The sequence below is a fragment of the Paraburkholderia caballeronis genome (assembly GCF_900104845.1).
Lineage (GTDB): Bacteria > Pseudomonadota > Gammaproteobacteria > Burkholderiales > Burkholderiaceae > Paraburkholderia > Paraburkholderia caballeronis.
The window spans coordinates 789,312-803,994 of the sequence record NZ_FNSR01000003.1 but is presented as its reverse complement, the minus strand read 5'-3'; the positions used below and the strand labels follow the sequence as shown (position 1 = coordinate 803,994).

Annotated in this window: 14 protein-coding genes and 1 pseudogene; 8 read left to right on the top strand and 7 right to left on the bottom strand. The window is 68.5% G+C overall.

All coding sequences use genetic code 11. From position 1 onward, the window contains the following. Positions 1 to 24: 24 nt before the first annotated feature. The 3 genes from BLV92_RS30220 to BLV92_RS30210 are packed head-to-tail and all read right to left on the bottom strand — an operon-like array spanning position 25 to position 4,057. A complete protein-coding gene (locus tag BLV92_RS30220) occupies positions 25 to 2,106 on the bottom strand; it encodes a heavy metal translocating P-type ATPase (protein WP_244283979.1) in 2,082 nt (693 codons plus the stop codon). A gap of 8 nt (positions 2,107 to 2,114) precedes the next feature. Then, positions 2,115 to 3,185, bottom strand: coding sequence for an SPFH domain-containing protein (locus tag BLV92_RS30215; protein WP_244283978.1), 1,071 nt, complete (start codon positions 3,183 to 3,185; stop codon positions 2,115 to 2,117). A 44-nt stretch (positions 3,186 to 3,229) separates the two neighbouring features. After that, on the bottom strand, positions 3,230 to 4,057 hold the full coding sequence (locus BLV92_RS30210; protein WP_244283977.1) for an SPFH domain-containing protein: 828 nt from the start codon (positions 4,055 to 4,057) through the stop codon (positions 3,230 to 3,232). A gap of 39 nt (positions 4,058 to 4,096) precedes the next feature. On the opposite strand from BLV92_RS30210, the gene BLV92_RS32825 reads away from it, so the two are divergent. After that, on the top strand, positions 4,097 to 4,261 hold the full coding sequence (locus BLV92_RS32825; protein ID WP_243842478.1) for a hypothetical protein: 165 nt from the start codon (positions 4,097 to 4,099) through the stop codon (positions 4,259 to 4,261). Between the two features lie 44 nt (positions 4,262 to 4,305). Here the strand turns inward: BLV92_RS32825 and hflK are convergent, their stop codons facing one another. Beyond that, entirely contained in the window at positions 4,306 to 6,219 is a 1,914-nt protein-coding gene (hflK, locus tag BLV92_RS30205) for a protease modulator HflK (RefSeq protein WP_244283976.1), read from the bottom strand. Positions 6,220 to 6,549: 330 nt separating this feature from the next. Between hflK and BLV92_RS30200 the strand changes: the two are divergent. The 7 genes and pseudogenes from BLV92_RS30200 to BLV92_RS30170 form a co-directional block, all read left to right on the top strand. Continuing rightward, positions 6,550 to 6,891: pseudogene (locus BLV92_RS30200) on the top strand (TonB-dependent receptor); the annotation flags it as partial. 265 nt (positions 6,892 to 7,156) lie between these two features. Then, the gene (locus tag BLV92_RS32280; RefSeq protein ID WP_167627169.1) at positions 7,157 to 7,804 is read left to right on the top strand and encodes a DUF1826 domain-containing protein; all 648 of its coding nucleotides are present in this window, start codon (positions 7,157 to 7,159) and stop codon (positions 7,802 to 7,804) included. Positions 7,805 to 7,826: 22 nt separating this feature from the next. After that, positions 7,827 to 9,047, top strand: coding sequence for a zinc metallochaperone GTPase ZigA (gene zigA / locus BLV92_RS30190; protein ID WP_090552795.1), 1,221 nt, complete (start codon positions 7,827 to 7,829; stop codon positions 9,045 to 9,047). Positions 9,048 to 9,187: 140 nt separating this feature from the next. Then, positions 9,188 to 10,393, top strand: coding sequence for a CobW family GTP-binding protein (locus BLV92_RS30185; protein ID WP_090553180.1), 1,206 nt, complete (start codon positions 9,188 to 9,190; stop codon positions 10,391 to 10,393). Between the two features lie 334 nt (positions 10,394 to 10,727). Continuing rightward, positions 10,728 to 11,288: a gamma carbonic anhydrase family protein gene (locus BLV92_RS30180; protein ID WP_090552794.1), complete on the top strand. Its 561-nt coding sequence runs from the start codon at positions 10,728 to 10,730 to the stop codon at positions 11,286 to 11,288. Between the two features lie 16 nt (positions 11,289 to 11,304). Further along, the gene (locus BLV92_RS30175) at positions 11,305 to 11,877 is read left to right on the top strand and encodes a 6-pyruvoyl trahydropterin synthase family protein (protein WP_090552792.1); all 573 of its coding nucleotides are present in this window, start codon (positions 11,305 to 11,307) and stop codon (positions 11,875 to 11,877) included. Further along, entirely contained in the window at positions 11,871 to 13,217 is a 1,347-nt protein-coding gene (locus BLV92_RS30170; protein ID WP_090553179.1) for a dihydroorotase, read from the top strand. The genes BLV92_RS30175 and BLV92_RS30170 overlap by 7 nt, the downstream gene beginning before the upstream one ends. Positions 13,218 to 13,251: 34 nt before the next feature. Here the strand turns inward: BLV92_RS30170 and hisI are convergent, their stop codons facing one another. The 3 genes from hisI to BLV92_RS30155 all read right to left on the bottom strand — a co-directional run bounded on the left by hisI (position 13,252) and on the right by BLV92_RS30155 (position 14,596). Continuing rightward, the gene (gene hisI / locus BLV92_RS30165) at positions 13,252 to 13,719 is read right to left on the bottom strand and encodes a phosphoribosyl-AMP cyclohydrolase (RefSeq protein ID WP_090552791.1); all 468 of its coding nucleotides are present in this window, start codon (positions 13,717 to 13,719) and stop codon (positions 13,252 to 13,254) included. Between the two features lie 52 nt (positions 13,720 to 13,771). Next, positions 13,772 to 13,996 (bottom strand): hypothetical protein, encoded by a 225-nt coding sequence (locus tag BLV92_RS30160; protein ID WP_090552789.1) that lies wholly within the window; start codon positions 13,994 to 13,996, stop codon positions 13,772 to 13,774. A gap of 114 nt (positions 13,997 to 14,110) precedes the next feature. After that, positions 14,111 to 14,596 (bottom strand): Fur family transcriptional regulator, encoded by a 486-nt coding sequence (locus BLV92_RS30155; RefSeq protein WP_167627168.1) that lies wholly within the window; start codon positions 14,594 to 14,596, stop codon positions 14,111 to 14,113. Between the last annotated feature and the right edge of the window lie 87 nt (positions 14,597 to 14,683).

The window sequence follows — 14,683 nt, the reverse complement described above, 5'->3', positions numbered from 1 at the left end:
CGCAGGTCGCAGCAATGGCGGTGATCAGTTCGTCCGTCGCGTCGTGCTGCTCGAAGTCGGCGGCGCGCCATCGTCATGCCCGGCGGCCGGCCCGCTTTCCCCCCTTGCTGGCGGCGGCGCGGGCGTGACGCCGGGTTCGGCGACGCGCAGCAGTCTGCCTGCATTGGCGAGCACGATGAACGTGCCGATGTTGTGCAGCACGGCGATCCATACCGCGCCGAGCACGCCCAGCGCAGCGACCGCGATGACCGCGGCCGTCCACGCAATGCCGAAAATCGCGTTGACCGTCGCGGTCCGCCGGCAGCGCCGGCCGAGCCTCACACAGACCGGAATGCGGCGCAGGTCGTCGCCGAGCAGCACGACGTCGGCGGAGGCGACCGCGATATCCACGCCACGTCCGCCAATGGCGATGCTGGTCGCGCCCGCCTTGATGGCGAGCACGTCGTTCAGGCCGTCGCCGACCACGAGCGGACGGCGCCCCGCCGCGAGTTCCTGCTTCACGAATTCGAGCTTGTCGTGCGGCAGCGCGCCGGCAATCACGCGCTCGATGCCCACCTGCGCGGCGACTTCGAGCGCAACTGGCTCGCGGTCGCCGGTGAGCAGCGTCTGGCGTGCGAGGCCCAGCTTGCGCAGTTCGGCGAGAGCATCGATGGCGTCCGGACGCAATGTATCGGCGAACGCGAACCAGGCGAGCAGCCGGCCGTCCAGCACGAGGCCGGCAAGCGGTCCGTCGTGCAGTGCGGGCGGCGCGGGCAGGTCCTGCGCGTGTTCGCGCAGCAACGCGTCGCGGCCCAGCACGGCGAGCCCGTCCGCGGTTTGCGCCACCACGCCGAGACCCGGCAGTTCGCGCACGGCGTCCTCGCCGGCCGCGTGATGGCCGTGCGCGTTCGCGTAGCGTTGCAGCGCGCGGCTCACCGGATGCGAACTGCCGCGGCTCAACTGCGCGGCGAGCGCGAAGACCTGGGCCGCATCGGCGCCCGGCTGCAATGCGACGTCGACGACGTGCAGTTCGCCGTGCGTGAGGGTGCCGGTCTTGTCGACGATGAGCGAGTCGAGGTCGGCCACGCGGTCGAGGAACGCCGCGTTGCGCAATAGCAGGCCGTGGCGCGCGCCCACGGCGATGCCGGCGATGGCCGTCGCTGGAGCCGCGAGCACGAGCGCGCAAGGGCAGGCGGCGACGATCACGGCGAGCATCGCCGATGCGTTCGCCGAGACGAACCACACGAGCGCCGCGCACAGCAGCACGAGCGCGAGATAACCGCCCATGTAGCGTTCGAGCGCCTCGGTGATGGGCGGCTTGGCGCGCTCGGCGTGTGCGAGCAACTCGACGATCTTGCCGAGCGTCGATTGCCCGCCCACCTGCGTGACTTCCACGCGCAGCGCGCCGTCGAGATTCATCGCGCCGCCATACACCGTATCCGCCGCGACGACTTCGAGCGGCAGCGACTCGCCCGTGATCGGGCTGTTGTCGACGGCGGATCGGCCGCTCTTCACGACACCGTCCGCCGGAATGCGCGCGCCGGCGGCGACTTCGAGCAGGTCGCCGGGCGCGAGCGATTCGGCGGGCACGTCCTCGGCGGTGCCGTCCGCCTTGATGCGCCTCGCATGCGTTGCAGCGAGCCGGGACAGCGCGCGGATCGCCTCCTGCGAGCCCAACACGCTGCGTTCTTCGAGCGCGTGTCCGAACGTCATGACGACGGGCAGCAGGGCGGCCGTGACCATGTCGCCGGTGGCCCACGCGGCGAGCATCGCGAGCGCAATGAGCCGGTCGGTGACGCCATGCAGATCCGGCGACTTCAGGCTGTGCCAGGCGCCGGCGAACACCGGCCCGGCGACGAGCACCGAGGCGAGTCCGGCGAGCAGATCGGCGAGCGCCGGTCCCTGGGATGTCACGACGCGCCAGACCAGCGAGAGCAGCAGCAAGCCGGCCGCCGCGAGCGCGAGCACGATGCGCCGCGAGATCGCGCGGCGCTCGGCGGGCGCGAGCGTGACGCCGGGCAGGGAGGCGCCGCCAACCGAAGGCGCGGCTGGCCCGTGCGCGTCGTGCTCGCCCGATTCGGCGCGTGCCGGCGCGGAGTTCCCGGCCGGACGAATGACGGGGTCCACGTTTGCGTTCACTGTGCCCTCCCGGGAAGCACGAGGCTCGACGTGTCGTACGGATCGATCGTCGTGACGCGGCCCGCCTTCGAGAGAATCTGCGCGACCCGGTCGCGGTAGGCCCGTGCGAGCAGGCCGGGGTCGCTGTTCGCATCGAGTGGCGCTTCGAGCTGCAGGATGGTCTGAGTTTCCGCCTGGGCTGTCGTCACGCGTTCGGTGACGCTGGCCTGCGCGTTCTGCAGGATCTGGTCCGCGTGCTGCCGGGCTGCCTGACGCGTCGTCTCGGCCGCCGTGCGCGCGTCGGCGATGTTGCGCTCCGCGGTCTGCAGCGAACTGAGGACCGAGTTGAACGCATCGACCGCCGCAGCCGGCAGGTTCGCCTGCACGTCCACGCGCGACACCTCGATGCCGAGTCCCGCATGACGCGCTTCGAGCGCCTGCAGGCGGCGCTCGACCGCGCGTGCGATGTCGTCGCGCAGCCGCTCGCGCTGGGCGGCCATCCGGGCATCGGCGGCGAGCAGTTCGGGGCGGGCGACGAGAATCGCATCCAGATCGCGCGAGGCGCCCACCTCGGCCACCGCGGATGCGGTCAACCGTTCGAGCGCGGACGAAAGCAGCGGCTGCTGCACCACGTAGTCGTACGGCGAACTCACGCGGTAGTAGAGCGTTGCCGCCAACTGCACGACGGCGGCGTCGCCCGTGAGCACGTAGCCCGAGCCGGCGAGCGCATCGGAGAGCAGGGGGCCGTTCGCGCTTGTTGCGTCGCCAGGATGGACGCTTCCCGTTGACCTGTCGCTGGATGGCGTCGTCGTATCGGCGGGCGCCGGGTCTAGCGCGCGCGCACGCGCGTCCCGGTCGAGTTCGGCGATGGGCTGCACCAGCACGCGCGCGGGTCCGGGCAGCAGCACGACGGTTTCGAACGGGCGCGGCCAGGCAATCAGCAGGCCCGCGCTCTGGTGGCGCACGAACTTGCCGAAACGCATCACGACGGCCTGGCTGTCGGGCGGCACGCGCTGCACGTTCGAGCATGCCCACGCGAGGGCGGCCAGCGCCGCGACCACGGCAATGAACCAGAACGCGGCGCGCACGGCCTGCGCGCCGGGACCGTGGCGGGACGCGAACGAGCCGGTGCTCATGGCGCGCGGCGAGCGTTGGCGGCGGCGCCGCTGCCGGGCGCATCGAGTCCCGGCGGACCCTGCACGAGCACGCGGAAGGGCGCGGCGTCGGTGCGCAGGATCAGGTTCGTGTTGGCGTTCACGACGGTCGAGAGCGTGTCGAGCGAGCGCAGCATCGTGTAGAGCTGCGGGTTGCCCGCATAACTCCTGCCGTAGATGGCGGCGGCGTCACGGCGCGATTGCGCCTCGATTCCGGCGGCCTTCGCGTTGGCGTCGGCGACGGCGATACGCGCGTCCCGGTCGGCGTCCGAGCGGACTTGCGCCGCCAGGAGTCTGCCTTCGGCGGTGCGCTGCGCCGCAACCGTTTCGCGCTCGGCGCGCATGCGCTCGACCGTCGCGGAGAGCGTCGCCGCGGGGAGCGTGAGGCGCTCCAGGCCGACCTGCACCGCGTGGACGCCGTAGGTGGCGTAAAGCTGCGCGTCGATCTGGCGTCGCAGTTCGTCCTCGTAGGCGCCGATCTTCACCTGGTTCGGGTCGGTGTTGACGAGCGTCGCGAGGTCGAAACCGGAGGTGATGGTTTGCAGCGCGGAGCCGAGCAGCGAACGGATCTGGCGTGCGGCTTCGTCCGGCTGGTTGCGCACCGCGCGCACGAAGTGGCTCACGTCCGCGGCGTTGTCGGGCACGCGCCACGCCACGTAAGCCTGTACGAGAATGCGCAGGCCGTCGCGCGTGCCGACGTCCTGCAGTCCGCTCGACGTCGTGTGCAGGCGCAGGTCCACCGGCACCGTGGCTTCGATGGGCGCGGGCAGGCGCCACGCGAGGCCCGGATCGAGCACGACGCGCACGGGTTCTCCGAAGCGCGTGACGACGGCGGCTTCGCCTTCGTGAACCTGCACGACGCTGGCGATTACCGCTGCGATCACGACGCAGAGCAGCGCCAGCGCGACACGCCACGCGAAGCCCTTGCCGCCGCCGCCCGCTTGCGCGTCGCCGTGACCGCGATGAGCGTGCGCATGGCCCGCGTGACCGTGATGGAAAGGAAAGTGTGAGCCGCTCAATCCATGCTCCTCGCGATTGGAATGGACGTTCAGGTTCAATACAGCCGTTTCGCGCCGGCGGCGTCGCCCGCGTTGTACGAACGCAGGTCGATCGTCGCGCGGTTGCCGGTCACGAGGCGATCGTCGATCACCGTGAGGTTGGCGTTCTGCAGACCCTTTTGCAGGTTATGCAGGTAGTACTCGAAGGCGAACGCGCGACCGCCCGCTTGTCCGGCGGCGATGTCGGCGGCGAAAGTGGTCTGTTGCGCGCGCGCAGTAGCGAGCGTTTCGGCGGCCGCAGCACTTGCTGCGGCGATGCCCGTCTGCGCCTGTTCCTGCGCTTGGCCCATCAATCCCGCCGCGAGCGCGCGGGACTGCGCGACACTCGCCGCCGCGCGGATCTGCGCGGCCTGCACGTCATGCCACGCCGCCGACACGCCCGCGGGCGGATGCACGCTTTCGATGACCACGGCCACGACCTCGATGCCGCTGCCGAGTGTGTCGAGCTGCTGCTGCACGGCGCGGCGGAGGCGCTCGGCGATGACGGTCTGGCGCGCCTCGATCAGTGCATCGAGCGTATGCGAAGCGAGATAACGGACGACTTCGCGGTTCGCGACGGCACGCACGACGGCGGGGACGTCGGCTGCGCGATAGAGCGACGCGCGTGCGTCGGCATCGCTCGCGCCGACGCGATAGTCGAGCCGCACATCGGCACTCACGATCTCGAAGTTCTGCTGCTGGCTGTTGCCGCCCGCGATCACCTGGGTGGTCTCCCACGGATGGACGACGTCCCAGAGGCGGTCGAGCTGTTCGGGCGTGCGGGCGTCGGCGTCGATCGGCGGCGCGGCGGCGCTCCCGTCACCGCCGTCGTCCATGGCGTCCGCGCCGCTGGACACGACGATCTGGCGCACCGCGCCGTTGTCGAGCACCTGGGCCTGGCCGAACGGCCAGGGCAGCCCCGCGTGCAGACCCGGCTGCCACACCGCGACGGGGGCGCCGAAGCGCTCGTAGACGGCGCGCTGGTCGGGCTGCAGGATCGTGACGCCGCTCAGCAGCCATGCGACGGTCACGAGCGCCACGCACACGGCAGGCAGCATGCGCACGGTGCTGTAGAGCACCCAGCTCTGGCGCAGGTCGATGCCATAGCGGCGGCGCAGCGAAGCGCCGAGTTCGGCGGGCGATGCGGGCGGACGCATCAGCCAGTGCGCGATCGTGCTGTCGACGACCTGGACCGGCGTGGCCGATGCGCTGGGCGGCATGAACCACGTGAGCGCGGCGCGTACCGCGTACTCGCAGGCGATCGCGGCGGGCAGAAGCGCGGCTGCCCAGGCGAGCCAGCGTGCGTCGACCGATGCCCATGCGTACAGCGCGGCGCAGGCCGCGCCGACGAGCGCGGTGACGAGCACGACGCGCAATGCGCCGGCGAGGACGGCATCGGCGTGGTTCGCGTTGGCGCGCGCGGCGAAAAGACGTTCGGCGACGAGCGTGACGAAGGCGAGCACGAGCGCCGCGGCGCACGCGAGCACCACGGCGCCATGCGCCGAAGGACTCCATGCGAGGGGCCGCTGGCCGAAGACGAACCAGGTGGCGGCGCAAAGCAGCAACGAAAAGGTGGCGCCGATCAGCACGCACCAGGGCCACCACCGAACCGTGCGCAACGCCGCGCGTGCGAAGTCGGGGGCGGCGCGCCACCATGATGCGCGCAGGAGGTTCCAGTCCGTGGGGCCGGTGGGCGCCGCGGGGGGCGGCGACTGCGGTTCGGCAGCGAGTTGGGCGGCCACGGCCACGAGCAGGACGTTCAGCGCGGCGGCGGCAAGCGGGGCGATCCAGCGAAACTCGGCCCCGAGGGTGCCGGAACACGCGAAAATTGCAAGCACCGCGGCCAGCACGAAACTCGCCCCGGCGAGATGCGCGTACGTTTCTGCTTCGGGGACGCGATGATGATCGGTACCTCTGTTGCCGTGCCGCATGTCAAGTCACCTTCGAAGGGTCTCGAATGTCACCAGGCCCGAACGACGGACGATCATTCGTGATCCGCACGAATTGGTACCGTTTGAACGTGAATCTAGCCTTGCAGTGCGACAAAGACAAGCGGGGCGGCTCGCCGTGCATGGGTTTTATGCGTCGCGACTGGAATCTATTCGTCAGGTAGTGTGGCCGTGCGCACCGCAAATCGACACTGGCGTCATGTGGAAACACGCTTTCGATGACCGAGGGGCGTCGTTTATCGATCGGCTGCAATCAATCCACCTTGAAAGCAGGGCGTTGTCCATGGCGTCTGAATGCCCGTTCAAGCTGACCCAGCCTGGTCGGTTGCCGGCAACGCCGCCTACACGGAGCGCGCACCGGCGCTTTACGAACTGCATGCGAACGGTCCACATGATGCGGCCGGGCAGTGTCTCATCGGCAATCCGGAGGCGCAGAAGGACAAGGCCGTATCGACCCACCTGTCCCTGTGCTTCGCGAGCGGCCCCAACAGGGGCAGCGTGGGCGTGTTCTACAGCCGGTTCAAGAACGACCTGACCGAATACAACACCGGACGTCTGGTCAATGACGACGACGAGGTGGTGGCGTCGGCTCCGGCGATGCGCTGAACGAGCGCCGTGTATCGCGGCGGGCGGGCGGAGTTCTACGACATCGAGCATGGCCCCACGGACATGCGCCGGAAGCCAGAGCCGGCGCATGTCGCTCCGGTGCAGCGCAGTCCAGAGCGTTACGGGATCGTCACCGGCAGCCTGCACGAGTCTGGCTATCTATCCGGGCCGCTCTCCGCTGTCCGTGCGCAGCCGCACAAAGCCGGCGCCTCATAAATGCAACAAAGTTGCATTTATGGCTATAATCCGGGCATACGCTGGAGCGTGGGGAAGGTCCCCGCCTGGCTCCGGAGCTGGACTGAGGAAGCGGGTCATGCATGCGGAAGAAGTCGGCGTCTGCGAACAGGCGTGCGAACACCTGGCGAGCGAACTGTCTGCGATCCACGAACCGGGGTGCGAGATCGCATGGGCGCGGCGGAGCCGCGACGCACGCGTGTGCGGCTACCTGGATGCGGTCATTCGCGCGGGTACCGATGCCGCGCGCTGGATGGCGCTCTGGGAGAAAGACGAGCCGGCGGTCGACGGCCCGTGGCCGCGGCTACCGGGGTCCGCAGCGTTCGGGCGCGAGCTTGCAACGCTGGCGGCGACGCTCTGTGCATTGCTCGGCAGCCGCAGTGCAAGGCTGCGCATCGAGGTCGCCACGCGGACCACATGCCCGCGCTTTCACGTCGATAACGTGCCAGCACGACTGTTATGTACGTGGCGTGGTCCCGGCACCGACTATCTCGAAGGCCGGTGTGCCGATCGCAGCCGGCTCGGGCCGGGCAGCAATGGACTGCCGGACGAGTTCTCGGGCCTGATTCTCGACAGCGCGGGCGTTCACCGCATTCCCCTCTTCGCCGTTGCCGTCCTCAAGGGCGAGCGGTGGCCCGATAGACGCTCGCGCGGGGCGATTCACCGTTCGCCGGCGATGCCGCCCGGCGCCGGCCCGCGCGTCATGGTTGCGATCGATATCCCCTGATACGGAAACAAGGAGTTACTTCATGGATGCACGACTGCCGGTGACGGTCCTTTCAGGTTTTCTCGGCGCGGGCAAGACCACGCTGCTGAACCACATCCTGAACAATCGCGAAGGACGGCGCGTGGCCGTCATCGTCAACGACATGAGCGAGGTGAACATCGACGCGGCGCTGGTTCGCGACGGCGGCGCGCAGCTCTCGCGCACCGACGAGAAGCTCGTCGAGATGAGCAACGGCTGCATCTGCTGCACGCTGCGCGAAGACCTGCTGCTGGAGGTCAACCGCCTCGCGAAGGAGGGCCGCTTCGACCAGCTCGTGATCGAATCGACCGGCATCTCCGAGCCGCTGCCCGTGGCGGAAACGTTCACGTTTGCGGACGAGGGCGGTCAAAGCCTGTCCGACGTCGCACGGCTCGACACGATGGTGACGGTCGTCGATGCGTTCAATTTCCTGCGCGACTACAGCTCGCAGGACAGCTTGCGCTCGCGCGGCGAATCGCTCGGCGACGAGGATGAGCGCACCGTCGTTGACCTGCTGATCGAGCAGATCGAGTTCTGTGACGTCATCGTGTTGAACAAGACCGACCTGATCGACGAGGCAGACCGCGAGCGTTTGATGGCCATCCTGCACCGCCTGAATCCGCGGGCCGGGATCGAGATCTCCGAATTCGGTCGCGTGCCGCTCGATCGGGTACTGGACACGAAGCTGTTCGATTTCGAGGAAGCGTCGAAGGCGCCGGGCTGGTTGCGGGAACTGCGCGGCGAACACACGCCGGAAACCGAGGAGTACGGGATTCGCAGCTTCGTGTGGCGCGCCCGGCGTCCAATGCATCCGAAGCGCTTCTCGGACCTCGTCAACAGCGAATGGCCGGGCGTCGTGCGCTCGAAGGGGTTCTTCTGGCTCGCGAGCCGTCCGACCCACGCGGGTTCGTGGTCGCAGGCGGGGGCGGTATGCCGGCATGGCATGGCGGGGCTCTGGTGGGCGGCGGTGCCGAAGTCGCATTGGCCGACCGATCCCGAATCGCTCGAATTCATCGATCGCAGCTGGGAGCCGAACGTCGGTGACGCACGTCAGGAACTGGTGCTGATCGGCATCGACATGGACGAGCCGGCACTGCGCGAGCGTCTGGATGCGTGCCTGCTGACCGACGCCGAAATGGCGGAAGGCCCGCACGGGTGGACGCAGTATGACGACCCGTTCCCCGCGTGGGGTGGCCGGGTGCCCGAGGAGGAAGGCGCGGCATGAGTCCGCTGCCCGGCGCGGCGACCCGCCGTTCGCATCGTGACAGGCAACGGCCGTCGCGACGCGGGCGCGGGTCGCGCACCGGCAGCGACGCGCAGCCGCTGGATATCGGCAAGCTGGACACACGACACGCGGAGAACGCAATGGACCTGATTCCGGTAACCCTGCTGACGGGTTTTCTCGGCAGCGGCAAGACGACCGTGCTGAACCGGCTGGTGCAGCAGCCGGAAATGGCGGATGCGCTGGTGCTCATCAACGAGTTCGGCGAGATCGGGCTCGATCACCTGCTGGTCGCCCACAGCCGCGAGGACATCGTGGTGGAGATGAGCAGCGGATGCCTGTGCTGCACGATCCGGGGCGATCTGGTCCGCACCCTGAAGGACATTCACTGGCGATTCGCCCGCGAAGGACGTCGTCAGTTCAGCCGGGTGGTGATCGAGACGACGGGGCTGGCGGATCCGGCGCCCATCGTGCAGACGCTGGCGACGCATCGCGACGTGAAGGATCTCTACCGGCTCGACGGACTGGTCACGACGATCGACGCCCGCCATGGCGAGGCCACGCTCGACGCCCATGTCGAGGCGGTCAAGCAGGCCGCGATGGCCGACAGGCTGCTGCTGACCAAGACCGATCTCGTGGAGGCGGACGCACTGGACCGGCTTGCCGGCCGGCTGCGCGCGATCAACCCGGCGGCGGTGAGCATCCGCGTCAGTCACGGCGAACTGGCGGCCAGCCAGATACTGGATCTTGGCCTCTTCACGGTGGACGGCAAGATTGCGGACGTCGAACGGTGGCTGGCCGAGGAGCAGTACCGTTCCGGCGACCCTGGCCACCGCCACGAAGAAACGGGCCACGGCCATGGTCATGACGACCCGCATGCGCATCGGCATGACGAGGGGCGCGGACATGATCGTCACGACGCGCATGAGGGTCATGCCGGCAAGCCGCATGACCATGAAGCGTCCCACCACCACGACGAACATCATGGCCACGCGCACGACGTCAACCGTCACGACGACCAGATCCGTGCGTTCTGCTTCACGGTCGACGACCCCATTCCGATCCAGGTGCTGACCGACTGGCTGGACGTGCTGCTGTCGCTGATGGGGCCGTCGATGTTGCGGATCAAAGGGATCCTGAACGTGGAAGGCAGGGACACGCCGATCGTCATTCACGGCGTGCAGCACGTATTCCATCCGATGGTGCCGCTCGACGCGTGGCCGGGTGAGGACCGTCGCTCGCGGATCGTGTTCATTACCCGCGCGGTCGAACGCGAAACGATCGAATCCACGTTCAGTCTGTTCAGCGCGGTGGACGCCATCCGCGCGCAGGAGGCGCATTCCGGATGACGAGGCACCCCGTTGCGCTATGCAAGACGCTGACCCGCCGGCGGGCGCCTCCGCGGACCAGGGCGTCCGACGCGGTGACGTTGTATGCGTGCGGTCCCGCTGCGTCGTGCTCTGGAACCGCGCCCGCCCGCCTGCACCGGCTGGTGGATGCGTTGCGTGGTCATACCGGCGGGACGTCCACAACGGGCGACGCCTCAGTGGAACTGCCCATGGGCCGCCGCGCCGAGGCACGCCGGCGGCCCGCATCGGGCGAGGCCGATGCGCTGCGCGCAGGCATCCCGATCGAGGACCTGTCCGACGGGACCGTCTGGCGCCGGAACCACGGAGTGCCGGCATGATCCGCAAGAATCCACGCGGCGATCTGCCGGTCGTCCATGAAAGCGCGTTTGTCGATCCGACTGCCATCCTCTGCGGACGGGTGATCGTCGCGGAGAACGTGTTCATCGGCCCGTATGCGGTCATCCGGGCGGACGAGACGGACGCGCAGGGCGGCATCGAGCCGATCCATATCGGTGCGCACTCGAACATCCAGGATGGCGTCGTGATTCATTCGAAGTCGGGCGCGGCGGTCACGATCGGCTGCCATACGTCCGTCGCCCATCGCGCCATCGTGCACGGTCCCTGCAAGGTCGGCGACCGCGTATTCATCGGCTTCAACAGCGTGCTGTTCAACTGCACGGTCGGCGAAGGCTGCGTCGTGCGCCACAACGCGGTGGTCGACGGCTGCAACCTTCCCGCGGGCTTCTACGTGCCGTCGACCCAGCGCATCGGACCGGGCACGGACCTGTCGGCGATCCCGAAGGTGACCGCCAGCGCATCGGAGTTCTCCGAGGACGTTGCGCAGACCAATGTGAGGCTCGTTCAGGGATACCGCCGCATCGCGAACGAGCTGTGACCGTAAGGAAATACTGATGCTGATCCGCAAACTGTTCTCGTTCGAAGGCGCACATGTCGTGCGGCACGCGTCGTCGCACCGTTGCGCATGGTCGATCCACGGCCATTCGTATCGCGTGGAGATCATCCTCGAAGCCGATGCGCTCGATCACGGCCAGATGGTCTACGACTTCGGCCTGCTCAAGGCAGAAGTCCGGGAGATCGTCGATGCGTTCGATCACACGCTCGTGTTCTGGAAGTGCGACGATCCTGCCTATATCGCAATGTGCCGCAGCCACTCGCAGCGGTGGATCGCGCTGCCGGTGTCGCCCAGCGCCGAGCAGCTGTCGCGCGTGTTCTTCGTGCTGATCGATGCGGTGATGCGCGCGATGCCGATGCGCAATGGCGAGGCGGACGTCAGCGTCCAGTCGGTCATCGTGCATGAGACTGCTACTGGCTATGCGCAGTGCTTCCGGCGGGATGCGTACAACCCGCGCATGGGACGCGTCGCGCCCGCGCTGATCGGCTTCTCGGATGCCGTGCGCCGTGAAGCGGCGACCGGCATCCTGGACGAACTGGCCAGCACTGCGGCGTGTGCGCCGGCATGCTGACGACACTGGGCGCAGCCAGGCGCCATGCCGATCTGCTGGTGCGGAGCGGCACCGTGGTCACGCCGGAAGGAAGCGTGGAGGCGGACATCGCGTGCGTGGATGGCCGCATCGTGTCTCTCGACGCGCGGGGCTGGAGCGCCAGTGAGGTTGTCGAGGCAGACGGCCTGCACGTGCTGCCTGGCGTGATCGACACGCAGGTGCATTTCCGCGAGCCGGGCCTCGAACACAAGGAGAATCTCGAAGCGGGCACGCGCGGCGCGGTGCTGGGCGGCGTGACGGCCGTATTCGAGATGCCGAACACCCGTCCGACGACGCTGCACCGCGCGGACCTCGAACGGAAGATCGCGGCTGCGTCGGGGCGGGCATGGTGCGATGTCGCGTTCTATATCGGCGGCTCGTCCGTCAACGCCGGCGAACTCGGCCATCTGGAAACCCTGCCGGGGTGCGCCGGCGTCAAGGTCTTCATGGGCAGCTCGTTCGGCGATCTGCTGGCAGACGACGATGCCGTGCTGCGGCAGATTCTCGCGCATGGCCGGCGGCGCGTAGCCGTGCACGCGGAGGACGAGGCGAGGCTGCGCGAGCGCCGTCCGATTGTGGAAGCGTCGGGCGACGTGCGCGACCATGGGCGCTGGCGTGACGTGGACAGCGCGATCAATGCGACGCGCCGGATGGTCGGGATGGCGGCCGAAACGGGGCGGCCGCTGCATATCCTGCACGTCTCGACGGCGGAAGAAATGGCGTTTCTCGCCTCGCACCGGAACCGGGTGACGGTCGAGGTACTGCCGCATCACCTGACGCTGTGCGCGCCCGAATGTTATGAACGGTTGGGCACGCTCGCGCAGATGAATCCGCCGGTTCGCGATGCGCGGCATCGCGAGGCGCTGTGGCGCGCACTCCGGGAAGGAACGGTAGACGTGCTCGGCAGCGACCACGCCCCGCATACGCTGGAGGAGAAGTCGCGTCCGTACCCGCAGTCGCCCAGCGGCATGCCGGGCGTGCAGACGCTGCTGCCCGTCATGCTCGATCACGTCAGCCGGGGGCGGCTGTCGCTGCGGCGTCTGGTGGAACTGACGAGCGCCGCGCCTGCACGGGTGTTCGGGATGGCGGGAAAGGGCAGCATCGCCGTGGGCTACGACGCGGACCTGACGCTCGTCGACCTCAAGGCAACGCGCGAAATCACGAACCGCTGGATCGCGAGCGTCTGCGGGTGGACGCCCTACGACGGTATGCGGGTGACCGGCTGGCCGCTAGCCACGATCGTTCGCGGCCATGTCGTGATGCACGAAGACGTCGTACTGGGGCATCCGATGGGGCAGCCGGTCCGGTTCGGCCGCGCGTGACGGTTATCACGCCAGGCCTGACGCCCGGAAAACGTCAGAGCTGCGTGGGATTGGGCGCGTCGCCGTACACGGCGGCCGGATCGAAGGTCTTCGCGCTTTCCGTAAAGCGCAGGCCGGTTTCGGGCAGATCCACGGCCCGGTAAAAGCAGCTGCGGTAGCCGACATGGCAGCTTGCGCCGCTGCCTGCCACGTCGACGCGGATCCATAGCGCGTCCTGGTCGTCGTCGATGCGCATCTCGACCACCCGCTGGGTCAGACCGCTCGTCGCGCCCTTGGACCACAGCGTCTCGCGGCTGCGGCTCCAGTAGTGCGCGATGCCGGTCTCGATCGTGAGGGCAAGGGCTTCCCGGTTCATGTAGCCGACCATCAGCACGTCGTCGCGCGCGGCATCGGTCACGACGCAGGGAATCAGCCCGTCCGGGCCGAATTTCGGGGAGAGCGAGCGGCCTTCCTCGACCTCGGCGACGGACGTGCGGGCAGCGAATGGGAGCAGAGCTGTCATGGCGAAGTTCTCTTGATGCGTACGGAGTCGGCCGGCAAACGGGCGCCGTGTATCACGCCCGACGCGATGTGTTTTCGAGGGCGGCGGCGAACCAGCCCAGTACCCGCTGCCGGTGCGCTTCGCCGTAGAGCCGTGCGAACCGCTGCGCTTCGGCATTGCCGGCATCGCCCAGTATGGCCAGGCGTTCCTGGATGAACGCCGGTGTCAGCGGGATGCCGCACTCGTGCTCGATGCAGTGCTGCCAGGCCGCGAAACTCCGGGGGATCGGTGCGCTCATGGGTACGGCGGGTGCCGGGAGGAAAATCCCATGTTAGCAGGGTTGGCCATTAATGCAACAGAGTGGCGTTAATGGCTGGCGCCGGCCCGCGCCGCGCGCAAAGAGCAAGCGCGCTTACGCGCGGTGGGTCGAGCAGTCGCGGCAGGTGCCGTGGATCGTGACGGCGGAGTTCGTACTATGGACGCCGCGCCGGCTGAGCCTGCGCTCGATGCGAGCGAGCACGCCGGCGAGTTCCGCGTCTTCCGGAAGCGCGGAAATGCTGTGGCACCGATCGCACTCGAAATAACCGGCGGAGTTCTGCTGTTGCGCAATGGCATGGCGCGAGGCGCGGTCCGATCCCTGGATGCGGGTAACAAGGCCTGCTGTGGTCAGCCGGTCGAGGATCCGGTACAGGGTTACGCGGTCGATTTTCCCCGCAGCTGCCGCGACGCCCAGATCTCGGGCGAGCTCGTCATGCGAACGGGGTTGGCCGGCGTTCTCCAGATGTTCGAGCACGGCAACGGTAAGCGCGGTGCAGCGAAGCCCCGCCTCGCGCAGGCGCGATGGCCAGTCGGTAGCGGCGGGTGGCGCAGGCGAGCGCGGAGAATGGCGGGTGGGCATGAATGACCGTGATTGCAGACTGTCCAGTGATGAAATGATACATCGTCGTGCTGGCTGCGCGGGCAACGCCATTCAGGCGATACGGCC

Coding starts and splice junctions, on each gene's coding strand:
- BLV92_RS30160 (WP_090552789.1), bottom strand. CDS start 13,996: ATGAGCGCACCGATCCCCCGGAGTTTCGCGGCCTGGCAGCACTGCATC.
- BLV92_RS30180 (WP_090552794.1), top strand. CDS start 10,728: ATGATCCGCAAGAATCCACGCGGCGATCTGCCGGTCGTCCATGAAAGC.
- BLV92_RS32280 (WP_167627169.1), top strand. CDS start 7,157: ATGCATGCGGAAGAAGTCGGCGTCTGCGAACAGGCGTGCGAACACCTG.
- hflK (WP_244283976.1), bottom strand. CDS start 6,219: ATGCGGCACGGCAACAGAGGTACCGATCATCATCGCGTCCCCGAAGCA.
- BLV92_RS30185 (WP_090553180.1), top strand. CDS start 9,188: ATGGACCTGATTCCGGTAACCCTGCTGACGGGTTTTCTCGGCAGCGGC.
- BLV92_RS30175 (WP_090552792.1), top strand. CDS start 11,305: ATGCTGATCCGCAAACTGTTCTCGTTCGAAGGCGCACATGTCGTGCGG.
- zigA (WP_090552795.1), top strand. CDS start 7,827: ATGGATGCACGACTGCCGGTGACGGTCCTTTCAGGTTTTCTCGGCGCG.
- BLV92_RS30170 (WP_090553179.1), top strand. CDS start 11,871: ATGCTGACGACACTGGGCGCAGCCAGGCGCCATGCCGATCTGCTGGTG.
- hisI (WP_090552791.1), bottom strand. CDS start 13,719: ATGACAGCTCTGCTCCCATTCGCTGCCCGCACGTCCGTCGCCGAGGTC.
- BLV92_RS30155 (WP_167627168.1), bottom strand. CDS start 14,596: ATGCCCACCCGCCATTCTCCGCGCTCGCCTGCGCCACCCGCCGCTACC.